General features: G+C 63.6%; 13 protein-coding genes. 3 read left to right on the top strand and 10 right to left on the bottom strand.

Annotation, left to right across the window (positions count from 1 at the left end; genetic code table 11):
- Positions 1-36: 36 nt before the first annotated feature.
- From Q9R14_RS02145 to Q9R14_RS02135, 3 genes are all read right to left on the bottom strand, one after another.
- Positions 37-1341, bottom strand: coding sequence for a cation:proton antiporter (locus Q9R14_RS02145; protein WP_306003321.1), 1305 nt, complete (start codon positions 1339-1341; stop codon positions 37-39).
- 31 nt (positions 1342-1372) lie between these two features.
- On the bottom strand, positions 1373-3898 hold the full coding sequence (locus Q9R14_RS02140; protein ID WP_371929750.1) for an exo 1,3/1,4-beta-D-glucan glucohydrolase: 2526 nt from the start codon (positions 3896-3898) through the stop codon (positions 1373-1375).
- A 152-nt stretch (positions 3899-4050) separates the two neighbouring features.
- The gene (locus Q9R14_RS02135; RefSeq protein WP_371929749.1) at positions 4051-5094 is read right to left on the bottom strand and encodes a LacI family DNA-binding transcriptional regulator; all 1044 of its coding nucleotides are present in this window, start codon (positions 5092-5094) and stop codon (positions 4051-4053) included.
- A gap of 137 nt (positions 5095-5231) precedes the next feature.
- On the opposite strand from Q9R14_RS02135, the gene Q9R14_RS02130 reads away from it, so the two are divergent.
- Both Q9R14_RS02130 and Q9R14_RS02125 read left to right on the top strand, forming a co-directional pair.
- On the top strand, positions 5232-6761 hold the full coding sequence (locus tag Q9R14_RS02130) for a tryptophan 7-halogenase (RefSeq protein ID WP_306003319.1): 1530 nt from the start codon (positions 5232-5234) through the stop codon (positions 6759-6761).
- On the top strand, positions 6758-8164 hold the full coding sequence (locus Q9R14_RS02125; protein ID WP_306003318.1) for a tryptophan 7-halogenase: 1407 nt from the start codon (positions 6758-6760) through the stop codon (positions 8162-8164). Before Q9R14_RS02130 ends, Q9R14_RS02125 begins: the two co-directional genes overlap by 4 nt.
- 63 nt (positions 8165-8227) lie before the next feature.
- On the opposite strand, the gene Q9R14_RS02120 is transcribed toward Q9R14_RS02125, so the two are convergent.
- The 6 genes from Q9R14_RS02120 to Q9R14_RS02095 all read right to left on the bottom strand — a co-directional run bounded on the left by Q9R14_RS02120 (position 8228) and on the right by Q9R14_RS02095 (position 16449).
- Positions 8228-11311, bottom strand: coding sequence for a TonB-dependent receptor (locus Q9R14_RS02120; protein ID WP_306003317.1), 3084 nt, complete (start codon positions 11309-11311; stop codon positions 8228-8230).
- A 225-nt stretch (positions 11312-11536) separates the two neighbouring features.
- Positions 11537-13048 (bottom strand): tryptophan halogenase family protein, encoded by a 1512-nt coding sequence (locus Q9R14_RS02115; protein WP_371929748.1) that lies wholly within the window; start codon positions 13046-13048, stop codon positions 11537-11539.
- Between the two features lie 529 nt (positions 13049-13577).
- Positions 13578-13787, bottom strand: a complete 210-nt coding sequence (locus Q9R14_RS02110) for an IPTL-CTERM sorting domain-containing protein (protein ID WP_306003316.1) — start codon at positions 13785-13787, stop codon at positions 13578-13580.
- Between the two features lie 797 nt (positions 13788-14584).
- On the bottom strand, positions 14585-14920 hold the full coding sequence (locus Q9R14_RS02105) for a hypothetical protein (protein WP_306003315.1): 336 nt from the start codon (positions 14918-14920) through the stop codon (positions 14585-14587).
- An 858-nt stretch (positions 14921-15778) separates the two neighbouring features.
- Positions 15779-16021, bottom strand: a complete 243-nt coding sequence (locus tag Q9R14_RS02100) for a helix-turn-helix transcriptional regulator (protein WP_306003314.1) — start codon at positions 16019-16021, stop codon at positions 15779-15781.
- Positions 16021-16449, bottom strand: a complete 429-nt coding sequence (locus Q9R14_RS02095; RefSeq protein WP_242076949.1) for a DUF2975 domain-containing protein — start codon at positions 16447-16449, stop codon at positions 16021-16023. The genes Q9R14_RS02100 and Q9R14_RS02095 overlap by 1 nt, the downstream gene beginning before the upstream one ends.
- A 260-nt stretch (positions 16450-16709) precedes the next feature.
- On the opposite strand from Q9R14_RS02095, the gene Q9R14_RS02090 reads away from it, so the two are divergent.
- Positions 16710-17207, top strand: a complete 498-nt coding sequence (locus Q9R14_RS02090; protein WP_306003313.1) for a hypothetical protein — start codon at positions 16710-16712, stop codon at positions 17205-17207.
- 185 nt (positions 17208-17392) lie between these two features.
- On the opposite strand, the gene Q9R14_RS02085 is transcribed toward Q9R14_RS02090, so the two are convergent.
- A complete protein-coding gene (locus Q9R14_RS02085; protein ID WP_306003312.1) occupies positions 17393-18472 on the bottom strand; it encodes a serine hydrolase domain-containing protein in 1080 nt (359 codons plus the stop codon).
- Between the last annotated feature and the right edge of the window lie 107 nt (positions 18473-18579).

Below are 18579 nucleotides of genomic sequence, written 5' to 3'. Positions count from 1 at the left end.
CTCCGAATGCCCGCAAAATGGTTCGAGCGTTTGTTCCTAAGCCTGCTGGCGTTCCGTGATACCCGGCAATTCGGGATCGGGCTCGTTCAACCCGCCTAGCTCGCCCCGCGCCCTTGCCTTCCGGCCGTAAACCCACTCGAACAGGGGCGAGGCCATCAGGGTGGTGATGATGGCCATCAGCACCAGGATGGAGAACAGGGCCGGGCCGATGATCCCGCGCTGCAGCCCGATGTTGATGATGATCAGCTCCATCAGGCCGCGCGCGTTCATAAGGGCGCCGATGCCCATGGCCGTGGCGTTGTCCTGACCCGTCAGGCGCGCGGCGGCCCAGCAGGCGCCGCCCTTGGCCAGGATCGAGCCCAGCAGGATGACGACGGTGACGGCCAGCAGCCCCAGGCTGTTGACCATGGTCAGCTGGGTATTCAGCCCCGAGAAGGTGAAGAACATCGGCAGCAGCACCAGCACCGCGAACGGCTCTAGCTGACGCTTGACCTCGTCGCTCAGCAGGCCGCGCGGCATGGCGACGCCCAGGATGAAGCCGCCGAAGACGGCGTGAATGCCGACTGCGTCCATGGCCCAGGCGCTGAGCATGAACAGGATCAGCACGATGCCGAGAACGGTGGGGCTCAATCGCCCTTCCCGCTCAACGATGTGCCCCAACGGCGCCAGCAGTTTCGGTCCGACCGTCAGCATGAACAGGGCGAAGGCCCCGCCCCCCGCGATGGCGGTCACCGCCACCATCGGTCCCGCGCCGAAGCTGGCCAGGACGATGGCCAGGACGCACCAGGCGCCGGCGTCGTCGATGGCGCCGGCCGCGAGAGACAACGATCCCAACCGCGTGCCGCTGAGCCCCCGCTCATGGATGATGCGCGCCAGCATGGGAAAGGCCGTGATCGAGATGGCCGCGCCCATGAACAGCATGGCCTGCCAGGTCTGGATGCCCTGCCCGAACAGTCCCTCAGCGACCAGCCAGGGCGCAATGGCGACGGCGACCAGGAAGGGCGCGGCCATGCCGGCCAGCGACACGGCGGCGGCGCTCTTCGCATTGGCCCGGAAGTGGTCGCGACGGAAGCCCAGCCCGACTAGGAACATGTAGAGGCCGACGCCCAATTGGGCGCCGACGAACAGGATCGATCGCGACTCCTTGGGGAACAGGGCCGCCTGAAGGTCCGGTGCCAAGAGGCCGAACAGCGACGGGCCAAGGATCACCCCGGCGATCATCTCGCCCACCACCTGCGGCTGGCCGAGATAGCGTTTGGCCAGCCAGCCCACGATGCGGCAGGCGGCGATGATGATCGCCATCTGCAGGAAGAAGGCCACGCTCAGTTCAGCATTCGTCATGCGGCCGGTTCCCCCCTTGGCGAGCGCCAGCCTACTGCGTCGGACAGACGGCGTCGCCCTCGTTTGACGCCAGGCGGATATCCTCGACCGTGACCGCGAAGTCGGCGTTCGTGCGCAGCCCCCAGGGTTGATCGACGGCGGCGATGTCGGCGCCGCGGTCACGCAGGCACGACAGACGCACCTTCAGCGTACGCCATTCCCCGACGGGGGCTTCGCCGATCAGGCCGGAGATGTCGACCGAACCGGCGCCGAGCGTCAGGAAGACGGGCCCCTTGGCGCGGGCGTCCACGCGATAGCGGAAGGCGATGGCCATCTCGCCGTTCGACTGGCGCGTCAGATCGACCGGCTGGGCCGCGATGATGGCCTGCCCCCCGTTCTGCGAGAAGGTCAGGGCGCGCGCCGATTCCTGGCCGGCGCCGTCGGTGGAGCGCACCGAAACGCCGCCGCGCGGACTGGCGCCGCTCTTTTCAGCACCCAGACGGAACTCGCCGCCCGCGTCGCGCAGCATCAGCGACCAGGGAGCCACGAAGCGGCCATCGACGAAATAACGATCCAGATTGCTGCCGGATCCGACGACGCCGCTGTCTTCGGACAGGGCGCCGACACGCGCCGTGCGGGCATAGGTCAGGCCGTAGCCATAGGCGAACTGCGGGTCATAGCCCGGCTGGCCCACGTTCAGCGGCTCACCCTTGGCGGTCTTGGGCCAGCTGAAGGACAGGGTTCCGGTAAAGTCGTTGCGCGGCTTGCCCGCCGCATCGCCGACCAGCACATCGGCGATCCCACCGCCCTCCGTGCCCGGCAGCCAGGCGGCGACGAAGGCGTCAGACGCGTTGATCTCAGGGTTGGTCCACATCGGGCGGCCCGACAGGAAGACCGACACGGTGGGAATACCCGCCGCCTTCAGGCGCTTCAGCGTCTCAAGCGGTTCGGTCGGCAGGAAGTCCAGCGTGTCAACATCGCCCTGGAATTCGGCATAGGGTGTTTCGCCGAAGACGACGATGGCCACGTCGGGTTTCTGGGCGAAGGAGCCATCGGCGCTGAGCGTCGCCTGACCGCCGCCGGCGGCGACCGCCTCGCGGATGCCGCCCCAGATCGACTGGCCGTTGGGGAAGTCAGCGTTCGAATTGCCCGTGCCCTGCCATGTCAGGGTCCAGCCGCCCGAGGCCTGGCCGATATCGTCGGCGTGACCGGCGACCAGCACCCGCGCGCCCGAGCGGATCGGCAGGACCGAGCCCTCGTTCTTCAGCAGCACCAGCGACTTGCGCACCGCCTCCCTCGCTAACGCCCTATGTTCGGGCGAGCCCAATTCGTTCAGATGACCCTCGACCGGGCGGCTGTCGTTGAACAGGCCGGTCTTGACCTTCACGCGCAGGATGCGACGCACCGCCTCGTCCAGGCGCGCCATCGGGATTTCGCCCGACTTCACCTGGGCCAAGGTCGAGGCGTAGAGCGGCTTCCAGCTGTCGGGCGCCATGAACATGTCGATGCCGGCGTTGAAGGCCAGGGCGCAGCTTTCGTTCGAACAGCCCGGCAGCTGGCCATGGGCGTTCCAATCCGACACGACGAAGCCGTCGAAGCCCAGCGGGCCGCGCAGCACGTCGGTCAGAATGGTCTCGTTGCCCGAGTGTTTGACGCCGTTCCAGCTGGAGAAGCTGGCCATGATCGACAGCACCCCGGCGTCGATGGCCTGGGGATAGCCGGACAGATGGGTGCGGATCAACTCCTGTTCGGACCCGGCGAAGTCACCCTGGTCCTTGCCGCCCGTGGTGCCGCCGTCGGCCAGGAAGTGTTTGGCCGAGCCGGCGATGTGGCCGGCCGCCAGCGGATGATCCGCAGACAGCGCGCCTTGCAGGCCAAGCGTCATGGGACCGGCGTAGCTCTGGGCCACCTCGGGGTTCTCGGCATAGCCTTCATACGTCCGGCCCCAGCGGTCGTCCTGGGGCACGGCCAGGGTCGGGCCAAAGGTCCAGTCGGCGCCGGTCACAGCGACTTCCAGCGCAGTGGCTTCGCCGATGCGGCGGATCAGGTCGGGATCGCGCGCGGCGCCCAGGCCGATGTTGTGCGGAAAGATGGTGGCGCCGACGATGTTGTTGTGACCATGAACGGCGTCGATGCCGTAGATCAGCGGGATCCTGGCGCCCGGCCGCTGGGCGGCCGCCGCGCGGAAGGCGCGGGCAAGTTCGACCCAATTACGGGCTGAGGCGCGCTCGTCCCCGCCGGGCGAGGAGTTGCCGCCCGCCAGGATCGAGCCGAGCGGATAGGTCAGCAGATCTTCAGGCTTGATGGAGGCGATGTCCGCCTGGATCGTCTGGCCGACCTTCTCCTCCCGCGTCATCCGGCTCATCAGTTCGGTGACGAAGGCTTCCGTCGCCGCATCCGTCATCGCAGCCGGCGAGGCTGCGCGGGGCCAAAGCGCCGGATGGGCGCGCGTCGCGTCGGTCACAATGGAGACCTGGGGCGTGACGGCCTGAACAGGAACCGCTCGGGCCATGCCGGGGTCGATCGCGCAGGCGCTCGACATGAGGGTGATCATCAGGGCGGTGGCGGCCTTGCGCATGGAAAGAGACCTGATCGCTAGGGCCACCGCGCCGCCCAAGCCAACCCCGGAGACGCGCCTTCAGGCCGATATGGACGTCCGAAGCACCGTTGGACGACGCCCACTGTGCCAAAGGCCTGACAGCGCTGTCAACATCTGTCAGATCGCTGATTTCAATGCGCGATGGGAGCCGTGGATTGACGCGCAATCAGATCGTGCGGAACGATGACGCGCGCATGGGCGTCGCCGTTCAAAAGGCGGCGTAGCGGCGGGATCAGCCGCTGGGCCGCAGCGGCCGCCATTTCCGCCACCGGCTGACGGATGGTGCTTAAATCTGGCGTGCTGAAACCCGCGCCAGGCGAATCGTCGAAACCGGCCACCGACAGGTCGCCGGGAACCGATAGCCCCAGCCTTGCCGCACATTGCAGAACGCCTAGGGCCGTGTCGTCGTTACTGGCGAAGATCGCCGTGATGTCGGGCGCGGTCTGGTGCAGTTTCTCCATCGCCAGCGCGCCGGAGTTGAAGGTGAAGTCGCCCTCCACCACCCAGGCCGGCGCCACCTCCAGGCCCGCCTCGGCCATGGCGTCCCTGTAGCCGGCCAGACGACGCCGGCTGGCGCCATAGGCGACGGGTCCGGTCACAAAGGCGATCCGCGTGTGCCCGAGGTCGACAAGATGGCGGGTCATTTCCAACGCGGCCCGCCGCTCGTCCATCTCGATGCAGAAGCCCCGATCGAACGCCGCTTCCGGTCCGATGCGGGCATAGGGCGTGCCGGCCGCGTCGAGGGCGTCCATCACCGCCGCATTGTCCGAGTTCGGCGGCGTCAGAATGACTCCCTCGGGCCGGATCGAGTTCAGCAGCGCCATCAGATCGCGTTCGAGATCAGGAGAGTTATGGTCCACCAGCTCGATCATCAGATGATAGTCGACCTGGCGCGCCTCCATCAGGGCGCCGAACTCCAGACGCCCCAGATAGTCGCTTCCGCGCCCGCTCTTCCAATGTTCGATGGTCAGATCCGCGTCCACCAGGACCGCGATCAGGGACGACGAAGCTCCCGCCAGACTGCGCGCCGACAGACTGCGCCGATACCCCAGAGACGCAGCCGCCTCCTCGACCTTGGTTCGCAGCGTGGGGCTGACGTTCGGCTCGTTGTTGAGCACGCGCGACACGGACTTGATGGACACGCCCGCCTTCGCGGCCACGTCATAGATCGTCACCGTCGCCAAAATCCGTCCCCCTGAACGTCGCTCGGACCGCTTCTAACATCCCCGTTCGAAAAGGCGATGCCGACACAGCTTATGGTCAGGCTTGTCTATCGCTGTCATGCCGAAAAATGGTCTGCTAGACAGTCGGCATGATGACCCAAAACGATGCCGGTCCGATCCGAAAAATCGTCATTCTGGGCGGTGGAACGGCCGGCTGGATGACGGCCGCCGCCCTGTCTCATCGTCTGGCGGGTAGCGCCGTCTCGATCGAATTGGTCGAGTCCGACGAGATCGGCATCGTCGGCGTGGGCGAGGCCACCCTGCCCCACATCCGCGCCTTCAACACGGCCATGGGCATCGACGAGCAGACATTGATCGACCAGACGCAGGCGACCTTCAAACTGGGCATCCAGTTCGTGGACTGGGGACGTCCCGGCGACAGCTACATCCATCCGTTCGGCGCCTATGGCGAGCCGATCGAGGGGATCGATTTCCACCATGTCTGGGCCGCGCGCCGCGCCATGGGCGACGCCGCCGCCGACATCAGCGATTACAGCTATCCGGTCAGGGCGGCCGAGGCGAACCGCTTCCAGCGGCCGGTTTCCGACCCCGGCTCCATGCTGTCCACCTTCAGCTACGCCTTTCAGTTCGACGCCAGCCTCTACGCCGCCTTCCTGCGCCAGGTGTCGTGCGGGCGCGGCGTGGTCCGCACCGAGGGCAAGGTCGTCGATCACGTCCTGAATGGCCCGACCGGCGATGTCGAAGCCATCGTCCTTTCGGATGGGCGCCGCATCACCGGCGACCTTTTCGTCGACTGCTCGGGCTTTCGCGGTCGGCTCATCAATCAGGCGCTGGAGACGACGTTCGAGGACTGGAGCCATTGGCTGCCCTGCGACAGCGCCTTCGCCGTGCCGTGCCAGACGACGGCGACGGTTGGTCCCTATACCCGCGCAACGGCCCGGGCGGCGGGATGGCAATGGCGTATTCCGCTGCAGCACCGCACCGGCAACGGCCACGTCTTCTCGTCGGCCCACATTTCGGACGAGGACGCACTGGCGACCCTGATGTCCAATCTGGAAGGCCCAGCCTTGGCCGAGCCGCGCCGACTGAGCTTCAAGACCGGGCGACGACACAAGCTGTGGAACCGAAACGTCGTCGCCATCGGCCTATCCGGCGGCTTTCTGGAGCCGTTGGAATCCACCAGCATCTATCTGATCCAGCTGGGGATCACGACCCTGCTGGACCTGTTCCCCGACAGGGCGGGGATGGCGGCGGACGCCGAGGAATACAACCGGATCATGGCCCTGGAGTTCGATCGGATCCGCGACTTCCTGGTTCTGCATTACGTCGCCAACCAGCGCGACGAACCGTTCTGGCGCGAGATGCGGAGCATGGCCTGGCCCGACAGCCTTTCGGCCAAGGTCGAGGCCTTCAAATCGCGCGGCCTTCTGCCCGACTACGACATCGGCGTCTTCCTGCCGCCCAGCTGGCTCGCCGTGCTGGTGGGGCAGAACATCGTCCCGAACGGCTGGGATCCGCGCGTTGACCGGCTGGAACCGCACGTCTTGTCCGACAGGCTGGCAGCCCTGCGCGACGCCGTCCGATCGACCGTCGATCGGACGCCCGATCACATGACCTTCATCCGCCAGGCCGCCCAGCGCGCAGGGGGCATTCGATGAGCGGGTCAGACAAGGTTTGGGTCGTTCGAGGCACCGGACTGGCGGCCTGGGCGGCGGCCGCCCTGTTGGCCAAGAAGCTGCCTGCCGGTCATTCGGTTCTGATGGAAGAGGCCGTTTTCCCAGCACTCGGCGAAGAGCCTGAGGTCGTGATCGCCGAACCCGACGGCGCGCTCGTCCAGTTGTCGGACGGCGCCGACCTGTTGGCGCACGGCCACGGCGGCTTCTTCCTTGGCTCGCTGCTGCAAAACTGGCGCGAGGCGCGAGACATCGCCGTCGCCGAGGAAGAGCCTCTGCCCGGGATCGATGGAGTCGCGCTGACGGACGTGGTGTTGCGCGCCACACGTCAGCCGCACGCCGCCCCCGACTACGCCGCGCTTCTGGCGCCGTTGCAGTTCCAGGCGCGCGTGATGGCGGCCGGTCGCTATGCCCATCCCAGCCCGGATCGGCAGTCGCCGCGCTCCCTTCTTCGTCCCAGACTGATGCTGGAAGCGCGCGTTCTGACGGCGCGACTGCGGGACATCGCCCTGCGCGCTGGCGTGCGGGAGACGCCTGATGATGTCCGTGAAGTCGAGGCCTTCATGACCCTGGAAACGCGAGCGAACGGAGTTTTCAGCGGCGACGGCGACTGGACCGGGCGGCTGGGCTACGACCGCTGTCTGACCATGCGCTACGTGGGCGGCGATCACACGCCGCGTCTGGATATGGCCAATCTGGTCGAAGGGCTGGTCAGTCGCAGCACCTTGCCCGGCGGCGGTTTCGCCAGCCTGGCCTACGCCGCAGATCGCACCACCGTTGACGTTGCGAAGGCGGCGCTGGCGGCCTGGTTGGGCGACGTTGATGTCGCCGCCCAGTCGGACGTCGCCCTCGCCCCCGGCCTGGATACGCATCCCTGGACCGGCCGTCGTCTTGCTCTTGGTCCGGCGGCGGCGCGCTTTGGCGACGGACTGGCCCTGGACAGCATTTTACTGGAGCGACAGCTGACACAACTGGTTGCATCGCTGCCGGGCGCGTCCGAGCAGATTTCAGCCTGCGCCGAGGCCTATAATGAGGCGGTGGTTCGCGACATCGCGCACCGCGCGGACCGACTCCATCTTATCCTTCTGTGCGGATCGCAAGGCCAGCGACTGGCCCCGGCTGGCGGCGACCTGGCGCGTCGCATCGCTCAGTTCACGTCTCGCAACGGCGGCGTCGCCCTAGATGGCGATCCTTATGATGCTCAGCACTGGATAATGCTGATGGCCAGCCTGAGCCTCATGCCGCGCCGTTACGACATCCAGGCCGACCGGATGGACATCCAGGCCGCCATGGCGTCGCTGGGGCGAATGGTCATGGCTTTCGACCGGACCTTGGCCGCCCTGCCCGCCCATTCTCAGTTCATCGACCGGCTGCGCGAAGGCGGCTGATCCAGAACGAAAAAGGGGCGTCGATCAGATCGACGCCCCAAGTCTTCGCTCAGAGAAGACGTCTTAGAAGGTGTAGCGCAGGCTGAACGTCACGCGGCGGTCGCTGCGGAAGTAGGATCGCGGGGCCAGCGGACCGGCCTGGTTTGCGCCGTTGACGTTGTAGGACGTCTGCTGCTGGGTGACGGTGACCTCATCCAGCAGGTTCGCGCCATACAGGCCGATCTTCCAGTTGTCGTTCAGGGTGTAGAAGATCGAACCGTCAAGCTGCCCCGTCGAGTCGTTGAAGATCGGCGAGAACGGGTTCACGTCGTCGCGCGGCGTCAGCAGGAAGCCATTGCGCCAGTTGTAGGCCAGGCGCGCCGACAGACGATCCTTCTCGTAGAAGACCGAGAAGTTGTAGGTGTGTTTCGACAGCTGTTGCAGCGGCAGTTCCAGACCCACATAGCGCGGCTCGGTCACGGCGTTGGGGAAGGTCGAAGGCTCGACGTAGGTGTAGTTCGCCTCGATCCCCAGCCCGCTCCACAGACCTGGCAAGAAGCTGAAGGTCTGCTGGTAACCGACCTCGAAGCCCTTGATCCAGCCTGAGCCGATATTGACCTGCTGGTTCACCTGGACGTCGGTGGAGACGCCCTGCGCGTTGCTGAACTGCTGGACGGTCGAGCCGCTGGCCAGGATGTCCGACAGGTCCTTGTAGAAGGCGTTGAAGGTCAGCGAGCTGCCCGGCTTGAAATACCATTCCACGCCCAGGTCATAGTTCCACGAGCGCACGCCCGTCAGCTGCGATCCGCCGGTGAAGGTGGTCAGCAGCGGCGCGGTGTTGACGTCGCCGCCGTTGTCCCGGACCTGGTTCATGTCGGTGTAGAACAGGGTGGCGGCGAAGGCCGTCACACCGAAGTCCGGGCGCGTCATGGCGCGCGACACGGCCCCGCGGAACACCCATTCCTTGTACTTCAGATTGACGTTCAGGCTGGGCAGCCAGTCGTCATAGCTGTTGCCGCGCTCGACCTCTTGGAAGCTGCCGTCGCTGAAGGCGACCAGCTGGTTCAGACGGTCGTTCGACAGCAGACAATAGCCCGGCGCCGACTGCCCCGGCTGGATGGTCGAGCAACGGAACTGCGCGATCGCCGCCGCATTGGCCTGGGTCACCGGAATGTTCTGACCAGGGAAGCGCGGGTCGAAACCGTTCGCATCACCGAAATTCTGCGCGATGTTGGGGCTTGAGATGAAGCCGCGCGTCTGGAAGTCGGTCTTGGCGTAGCGAACACCCAGGTTGCCGGTGATGGCGGTGTCCGCGCCGAAGATGTCATCCCAGCCGAAGTCGAACCGGACATAGGCCGAGGTGGTCTGTTCCGCCGAGTTGTTGATATCGCCGGGCAGGAAGGGCGTGCCGGCGATGGCGCCCGGACGCTGATCCAGCGGACGCCACGTCGAGCCCGAGCTGCTGGCTGCAGCCAGGGCCGCCTGCAGCGTGCCGTCCCGATAGGCCGCAATCAGATCGGCCGTCGGATAGAAGCCGTTCATCGGCGTCGGATTATGGCCGCGCTGGAAGTTGGGGAAGTCATAGGCTTCGACGGCCAACGGACCTGTGGTCTGGAACGGCGTGACGCCGCCGGCCCAGCTTTCGGAAATGGCACCCCAGTTATAGGCGGTGTAGCGACGCGTCTGCTCGCGGTCCGAATAGCGCGCACCCATGCGGATGGCGCGCAGCGGCGAGTTGTCGAAGTCGTATTTGACGTCCGCCTTGAACGCGGTCTGATCACCGTCCGACTGTTCGATGTGGTCCATCGCCGAACGATAGTAGAAGTTCGACGGATCGTTTGTGCTGGCCGACGGCTGGCCCGAGGCGTCCACGAACTGGATGTCCGGCACGCCGTGACGCCCTTCGCCGATCAGGGTGTAGAGCGGCGTGATGGCGCCATAGACGCTCATGTCCAAATCGTCGGCGCTGGCCTTGCTGTACTGCGCATCCAGCCAGATCGACAGGCGATCGGTCGGATGGAATTCAGCGGCCAGAGAGAAGTCTTCGGTCAGGGTTTGCAGATCGCGCTGACGCTTGGGCAGAACCTGCAGGTTCGGCGCATTGCTGACCAGCAGACCGCTGGTGAAGACGCCGTTGGAATCATTGGTGAACGACTGGCCCGGCAAGGGGGTCGGGTTGCCACCGCTGCCCAGATCCACTTCGACTACGCGCTCGCCCCAGGCCGAGGTGGAGTCGGCGCGGATGTATTCGCCCGTCAGCTTGGCGCGACCGTCGGTCGATTCCCACTGCAGCGAGCCGTCCAGCGTCGAGCGCGAACGGTCGAACTGCTGGGTCCGCACCGCGCCGCCGCGAGGGACGTATCGGCGATCCTCGCCGTTCGACAGATCGGACCGATAGGTGAAGTCGGTGAGGTGGCTGCCGTAAGCTTCGGAATACAGGTCGGATTCGCCATAGCTCAACAGGGCGCCGAACGAGCCGTACTGGGTGTCCCAGACGTTGCTGATCAGGGAAGAGAAGCCGAGGCCCGGCTTTTCACGCAAATCGCCATAGGAGCCTTCCGCCGTCGCGCCGAAGACGAACTTGCGGCTGTCGAACGGCTTGCGGGTGCGCAGATCGACCACGCCGGCGATGCCGCCCTCGATCCGGTCGGCCGTCGCGTTCTTGAAGACCTGAACACTGGACAGCAGTTCCGGCGACACGTCGTTGAAGCCTAAAGCGCGACCCGTATTCACGCTGAAGGCGTCGCGGCCGTTGAACTCCGAGCGCACATAGCTCAGGCCGCGAATGATGACGTTGGAGCCTTCGACCGAGAAGTGATCGGGGTCGGTCGGGCCCTGGAAGCGATTGATGTTCACGCCGGGGATGCGCTGCAGCACCTCGTTGACCGACTTGTCCGGCAGGGCGCCGATGTCGTCGGCGGTCACGGCATCGACGAAGGTGTCGGAGTCGCGCTTGATCGCCTGCGAGGATGCGATCCGCGCGCGGATGCCGGTGACGACGACGTCGTCGACCTGCGCCGCATCGTCCGTGGCCGGGGCAGTCGTCTGCGGCGCCGGCGTCGATTGGGCGTGGGCGGCGCTCGCGCCAATGACGGCGACGGTCAACGCCAGGGCGGACACGGAACGGCGCAGCCTGCGAGCGGCGGGCGCATAGCCGGCTTGGAACATCTCTAACTTCACTTCTGATCCCCCCGAGGACGGTTCAGCCCGTCACAATCGTTTCGGCAGCCTTGATCGACCGTCCGCGAGGGTGTTGGACTACCGATTGACAGCGATGTCAACGCTCCTCGCCAAACTTGGCGCGTTTCTATCGGCGGGTTCAGAAGCGGTGCGCCCGCAACATTGCGACGGACGCCAGTCTGCTGCCACGGCTTGCAGGCGGCAGGCCCGGCCTCAAAACGCCTTACGATTCATCGTCGTGATCAGAACATCTTCGTGCGTCGGCAGGGCGTCGGCCGTGCGCCAGATGCTGTCTCGGATCGCTGACAGCCGGCCCCGATTGGCGTCATGACTGATAACGTCGGAAATCGGATGACGGCCGTGCGGTGTCAGCCCCTGCCCCACCGCGACCGCCAGCCAGCTCGATTCGGAAAAGATGTCATGGTCGCGCCTGACGATCCGACCCGTCTCCTCGAACAGGGCGATCTTGGCCGCCAGCCGGTCCGGGATCGGCATGTCGCGCACCTGGCTCCAGAACGATCCCGCTCGCTGATTGACCTTATAATGCAGGATCAGGAAGTCGCGGACGGTGACGAATTCCTCCTCCATCAGCGCGTTGAACTCGCTGCGAAGGCCCTCGCTGTTCTTCTGCGACGGAAACAGGGTGATCAACTTGGTTATGGCGCTCTGGATCAGGTGAATGCTGGTCGATTCCAAGGGCTCCAGGAAGCCGCTCGACAGTCCGACCGCCACGCAATTGCGCTTCCAGCAGTCCTTGCGCCGGCCCGTGGCGAACCGCAGGCGACGTGGCTCGGCCAGAGCCTTGCCCTCCAGCCGCGACATCAGCGCGTCCTCGGCGGCCTGATGCGAGATGTGCGCCGAGGAATAGACGTAGCCGTTGCCCACCCGGTGTTGCAGCGGAATGCGCCACTGCCATCCGGCCTCGCGCGCGGTCGATCGCGTGTAAGGCGACAGGGGCTCCCCGCGCTCGCACGGCGCGGCGACAGCGCTGTCACAGGGAAGCCAGTTGGTCCAGTCCTCATAGCCGGACTTCAGCGCCTGCTCGATCAGAAGGCCGACGAAGCCGGTGCAATCGATGAAGAAGTCGCCTTCGACGATCCGGCCGTCGTCAAGCCTTACGCCCGCGATATCGCCATCCGCCGCCCGCTGGACCTCGACCACCCGCCCCTCGTGGCGAACGACGCCCAACCCTTCTGCGAACCGACGCAGGAAGGCCGCATAGAGCGCCGCATCGAAATGATAGGCGTATCCCAGGCTGGACAATGGCGACTGCGGCCCGCCCTGCGGGTGAACGAAACGGCCACGGCGCGCAGCCTGCCAGGCTATGGAGTAGGTTTCCAACGTCTCCGCCCCGCCTTCGGCGCAGGCCTTCAGCCAGAAATGGTGAAAGGCGATGCCTTCCATATCCAGTCCGAAGGTGCCGAACGGATGGAAATAGTGCTCACCCTCGCGTCGCCAGCCGTCGAACTCGATCCCCAGCTTGAACGTGGCCTTGGTCTCGCGCAGGAAGTCCGCCTCGTCGATCCCCAAGCGCGCATTGAACTTCCGAATTTCCGGGATCGTCGCCTCGCCCACGCCGATAATGCCGATGGCCTCGGACTCGACCAGGGTCACGGTCTTGCCGGCGCCCTCGAACGCCTGCGCCAACGCCGCCGCCGCCATCCACCCCGCCGTGCCGCCGCCGACAACGACGATGCGATCGATGATTGGAGATGGGTCAGACACGTTGCACCTCGGTCACGATTGTCGGGCTAGATTGCGGATCATCAACGGCATTAGCTTGTTCCGTGGCCGAAGTGGCGCGTAATCGATCATCATATTTGTTGGGTCTATGTGTTCGGCCATTTCTAGAATGGCGCTAGGTGCAACGCCCTACCCTTCATCACTCACCGAGGTCGGCAATGGGTGGGTAGCAGATATGAGCACAGCGCCGGTGAGCGATCGCAAGAACGTCGTCGGGTGGGCCAACATTGCAGCCGCCAGCAAGGCGCAAACGTCGACGGCGTTGCAGCCTTACAAAACCTGAACGACTCCGCGGCCATCTGAGGACCGCAGGCCGTCGCCATCAACGGTGACGCGGCTGTCCAACGGCGCGGTCAGATGAGCTGAGATGCCGACAAGCACTCGGGTGAACGGCTGGACAAAGCCAGCCGCCGCCCAAGGTGTCGCCAGCACCTAGAAGATGGTCAGGGCGATCAGACCGAACAGTCCAAGGAACTGCGCGGCCGGGCTTCGAAGCGTCGCAATGCGTTGTTTAGCCACCAATCATTCTACGACGCTGAAAGTAGAGTGCGGCACCGCCGGCAAAGAATGCGCCCAACAGGATCATAGCCCATTCGCTCATCGTCAGGATTGCTGCCGGCGCAGCAGCAGCGGGCGCGCCAACGACAAGAGCCACGGCAGAGGCCAAACACTTCTCATTCATGACATTCCCCATTTCGAGTTCGACGCCGTAGCGAGCCATCGGGGAGGGCTTGTAATCAAAAAGCGCCAGACATTCCGGCACCTTGACAACGACGAACGCTGTTGGATGACGACCGCTCTGTAAGCTATGGCGACCCGACCGATGATCTCCGCGCCCAGCCGAGCCAAACGCTGCAGCTCGGGTACGAGCCGCGACGCTTGCGGCTTAGCTCAGACGTCGAAGGCCGAGCAGGTTGAGACCTTTAGCCAGAAGTTGGCAGGTCTGGCACGATCGTGTCGCCGTGCGTTCTGATCCAGCGGCCCAATCGGCAAGCATGCCTCCCGTCACGAGACTCAAATGTCACCCTTGCACCGCGCGGGATTTCGTATCGGACTATGGGATGTTCGCCCTGCTGCACTGTCAGTACACGCGCCCGCGGGAAGGTGCAGTACATGCTTCCAACGTGTTTCTGGCTGCAGTTCACGGACCCCTGGTCCGTTTCGATGAAGACATCCCCCACGCTAACCCGATTGAAGTGGCGGCCATACACAAGTTCCTTCTGCACCGCAGCCAGCGGGCAAGGAATAGTCTCGGGTGGATGTGGCGGAACGTACATGGCCGAGATACCGGCCCATCACGCGATCGCGATCAGCGACATTTCAGAGCTCTAATCTCGACCAATGTTGACTTCCAACTGGCGCGCGCCGTCGCCGCTAGCAGAAATAGGCCGTCGCCTTTGCGCAACCGTCGACGGATCGGCATGCTCAGCGACCAGCCGACAGGCTAGCGTCGACTAAACGTTCGCCATTGCGCACATCCGAGATGACGGTGGGAAAGCGTTCGGAGTGCACCCTGCATCAAACCTTCGTCCGATTGAGGTGATCCCTGTACGCGCGACGAACCTCAGAGCGCGTTGGTCCATCGAGGTCAAAGAGAAGTTTGAAGTCTGCGCGTTCTAACTCTCTGCCTTGATTGTAAGCGGCTTGGAGATTTTCGGACGTCCATCCTTCTGTTGTGGCTCTCGCTTCAAAGCCATCGACGATGCTGCGGGCGGCTGTCGAGTTCACCCCGTAGCCGTAATCACGGCAGATCGCGACGGCGGTTGAGAGCCGACCCAGCCACACGCCTTCCTCGACCAAAGGGGTAGCTTGTGACGCAACTTGGGCAGCTGCGAACCTGGCGGCGAAAAACAAGACCATTCTCCTTTGGGCCACCTAGATGATCACGCGCGGTTGCGAATGTCGAGCATTCAGCCCACGACTAGAAACCGATTTCGGTCCAAGCCTTCGCCGCCGATAGGCGCGTATCTAAGTGGGCTGCGGCTGCGGCCAATGTCCGCAACGGGTCGATTTCGGTCACAGGCTTTGGCGCCAAAAGTGGTCGTCAATTTTCTAGCCTAAGTGCGGTTGTTGGCGACCGGCGATGAAGGGCGAACCGCTTCGCTTCGGATAAGTTTTGCAGAACACACCACGTTTTTCTCGTGCCTGAAAACCACGAGATGTCCACCGGCTTCATCGATCTGCAAGCGGGCGTCGAGCTACTGCCTGGACGTTCGGTAGAGACGCCTATCTCGCTCTTGTCATGGCCACGCCTTGCCGCAGAAATCTATGCTGGCAGTGAGTGGACCATCCACGAGGGCTCAATGACCGCATGGATATCTATCCGTTGGAAGGTCTAGGCAAGCACGACCTGCAGATGCATGGAAGCCTGGCGTGTTGCTGGCTCTGAATGAAGCCCGGACAGCAAAAAGCCCCGCCGGTTTAAGCGGGGCTTCTGCGATCCCCACAGGGTGTGAGGTTGGTCTGGGTGCGGGAGCACGCACTGGCCACAATAGTATATTCGGGAGGATCGACATTCCGGCTTGACCGGAAGTCGCCACGGGCTGTCATTCCGACAGTCACAATGCGCCACAAGCGGACATCGAGAGCTGGTCGAAAACCAGACTTCCAGCAACTTGGTCAGGGAATCATGGGCTTGCTAGTTTCGTATCTCAGTGCTCGTGCGTGCTGCCGAACCGCTGCCGATATCGGGCTGGCTCGGATAGTGAGAGACTAGTTGTCCTCGTCAGGACCGATCGTTTGGTCAGATGGCTCATACAGATAGTCCAACAAATCGCCTGGTTTGCAGTCCAATGCAGCGCACAGTCGGGCAAGCGTGCGGAACCGGATGCCTTTGACCTTGCCTGATCGAAAGAGAGATAGCTGTGTCTCGCTCAATCCGACCTGCTGAGCCAAGTCACGAGCCTTCAAGCCCTTAGCGGTGATTAGCCTGTCGAGTGTGACCCGGACCGGCATCAGATCATCTCGTCCAGCTCGGCCTGGACAGCCTCAGCCTGATCCAGAACACGGCCCAGAAGGAAAAGGGCTCCGCCGATCATGCCCAGCGTCATACCCGCAACGTCGAAATGCAGGTATCCACCGCGCATCTGCTCCAAGAAACGCAGCAGGTTGGTCGCAACGAATACGCTGAAGACGCCGCCAAGCCCAAGCGCCAGACCGACCCGCCTCAAGGCGTTGGCTACTGTCGCGGTAAACATGCTGCCGCGGGCCAAATCACCCATCGCCTGGCCGATCGACCAGACGCCGAACAGGTAGCAAAAAGGTGAGATTGTCCACACCATCGGTGTCACAAGGCTGCTCGCATCCATCCTTCCAGACAGCAAAGCGATGGAGGGCACAATGACCCCGGCCCACGACACCAGCAAGCCGACGCTCAGCGTCATAAACACCGCCAGCCAGCGGAATCGAGCACACATACGACGAAATCGAGATAGGTTCGACGGTCTCACGGCAGCTCCTGCATATGTCCGATTTTTAATCTTGACTTAAAGATGGATGTTCCGCAACTTTATATCGGACTTAAACGCGGAGGGCGTAGCGTCATGACGGCGCCAGCCATCGCTTGGAGGGCAAAGCGATGATAAGCGGCACATCTTCCGACCGGGCTGTTCGGCCTAGGTTCACCGCTGGCTATGCGGGACTCTTGGCGCTGGTGATCCTGGGCACCTTCGTGATCCACGAGGGCGCGCACTGGGGTGCAGGCACGATACTCGGGCACCAGATGTCCTACGGCCTGAATGGCTCAGTTCCCTCAGCCGCGACATCGGCGGGCGACCACGCCTTGATCTCGATCGCCGGTCCTCTTGTCACGATCCTACAGGCCCTGACCGCGCTCTACCTGGTGCGCACCAGACAAAGTGTGGCCGCGTTTGCGATCCTCTATGCTGCGGCTTTCATGCGCGTGGTCGCGCAGGGATTGAGTTTCATCCTGCCCAATGACGAGGCGCGCGTCAGCGATTGGCTCGGCATCGGCTTCTGGACCTTGCCTTTCGTCACCGCCGCGGCCTTGGTCGCTTGCACGATCTGGGCTTCGCGACGCCTTGGGGCGTCATGGCGCTTTAATGCTTTAGCTTATCTCGTGGCTAGCCTCACAGTAAGCGTGATTGTGGGCGCCGACATGATGATCGGACGCGCGGGGTGAGCTCGACGCTTTGATGCAAGCCGAACCTCGATAGGATCAAACCGGATGGGAGATATGCCCGACCGCGCACGCAAACCGCGTACTTCGTCGCAGGCTTCGCTTTCGATATGACGCGGACTCTAAGCGGCCGCACAGATACGGATGTCCCCTTGGTTCGAAGAGTCGGTTCCAGAGACCTTCTCAATCTAGACCGAAGGCAGATCGAAAATGCTCTCGGCGAAGTCGTTAATCGTAGTTTGCGACATATCGGTATTGTTCAGAACCACTACCGATCGGCGATCCGACGGTCGGTAGGTGAGAAGGGATTTGTATCCCCCCACGGATCCGGTCTCCCAAGCGACAGGTCCAGCAGACCCTACGCGCACCCTCCCGCCCAGAGCGTAGCCTTCCCGCAAGTATCGGACCTTCAAAAGCTCTGACTTCGATTGCGGGGTCAAAAGAGACCCGCTCAGGAGCCGATCTGCGAATGTCAGCAAGTCAGCAGCATCTGAATAGAAGGTTCCAGAGGCTGCTCCGTAGCTATAACATGTGCTCATATCCAACTGCGCGGCGACGGTCTGACCATCGAAGGCAGGGACTAAGCCGGGAACGCCTTCGAACCCTCGGCTGGCGATCCCTGTGTTCGCCAAGCCCATTGGCTTGAGCAGTAAACTCTCCGCCAAATCCTCAAAACGTGCGCCGGTTTGAGCTTCAATGACTGCGCGAACGATCACCCAATTCATGAAGGCGTAATCGAAGTCCGAACCAGGAACGAACTTCGTTTCCGTCGGCGCGAAGCGGGTGACCATTTCTCCCGCAGAAGCATTTGACGTTCGCAGATCGGAATTTGCTTTGGCGGCCGGCATCAAAAGATCAGGAAGCCCGCTCGTGTTAGACAGCAGGTGCGCCAAGGTAACGGTCGCTCCGCTGCTCGTAGGGAAATCTGGAAGAAGCGTAGATAGAGGCGTGTCCAGGCGCAGCAATCCGATCTCCGCCAGCCGAAGAACCATGGCAGCCGTGAACCATTTGGAGATGGAGCCAATGGCGTAGGTTGAGGCAGTGCTGGCCGGGGAATGATTGCGAACGTCGGACACGCCGTAGGCCTTTGACATGATCGATCGACCGGCGATCGCAACCGCGATCACGCCATTGAAGTTCTGTGTCTGGGCAAAGCCGTCAGCAACCACTTCGATAGCCCCCGTATCCATTGCAACGGATTGGCCTGCCAGCATAAGCGCCACTGTCGCTAACGACGTGGCAAGCAGTTGGCGACGCGGCATATTCATCTGAAGTTCTCGGTTGGGACGCCCACCTTCATAGAAAGCTTCACCACGCTCAACCAAGTGACAACGGAGACAGGTTCGCCCGCTACTCGATTGGCTTGAAGACTAAG

Origin of the sequence: Brevundimonas sp. C43, from assembly GCF_030732185.1 — a bacterium.
GTDB lineage: Bacteria > Pseudomonadota > Alphaproteobacteria > Caulobacterales > Caulobacteraceae > Brevundimonas > Brevundimonas diminuta_C.
Note: the sequence above shows the minus strand (reverse complement) of the source record. Positions and strands in the feature narration are given on the sequence as shown.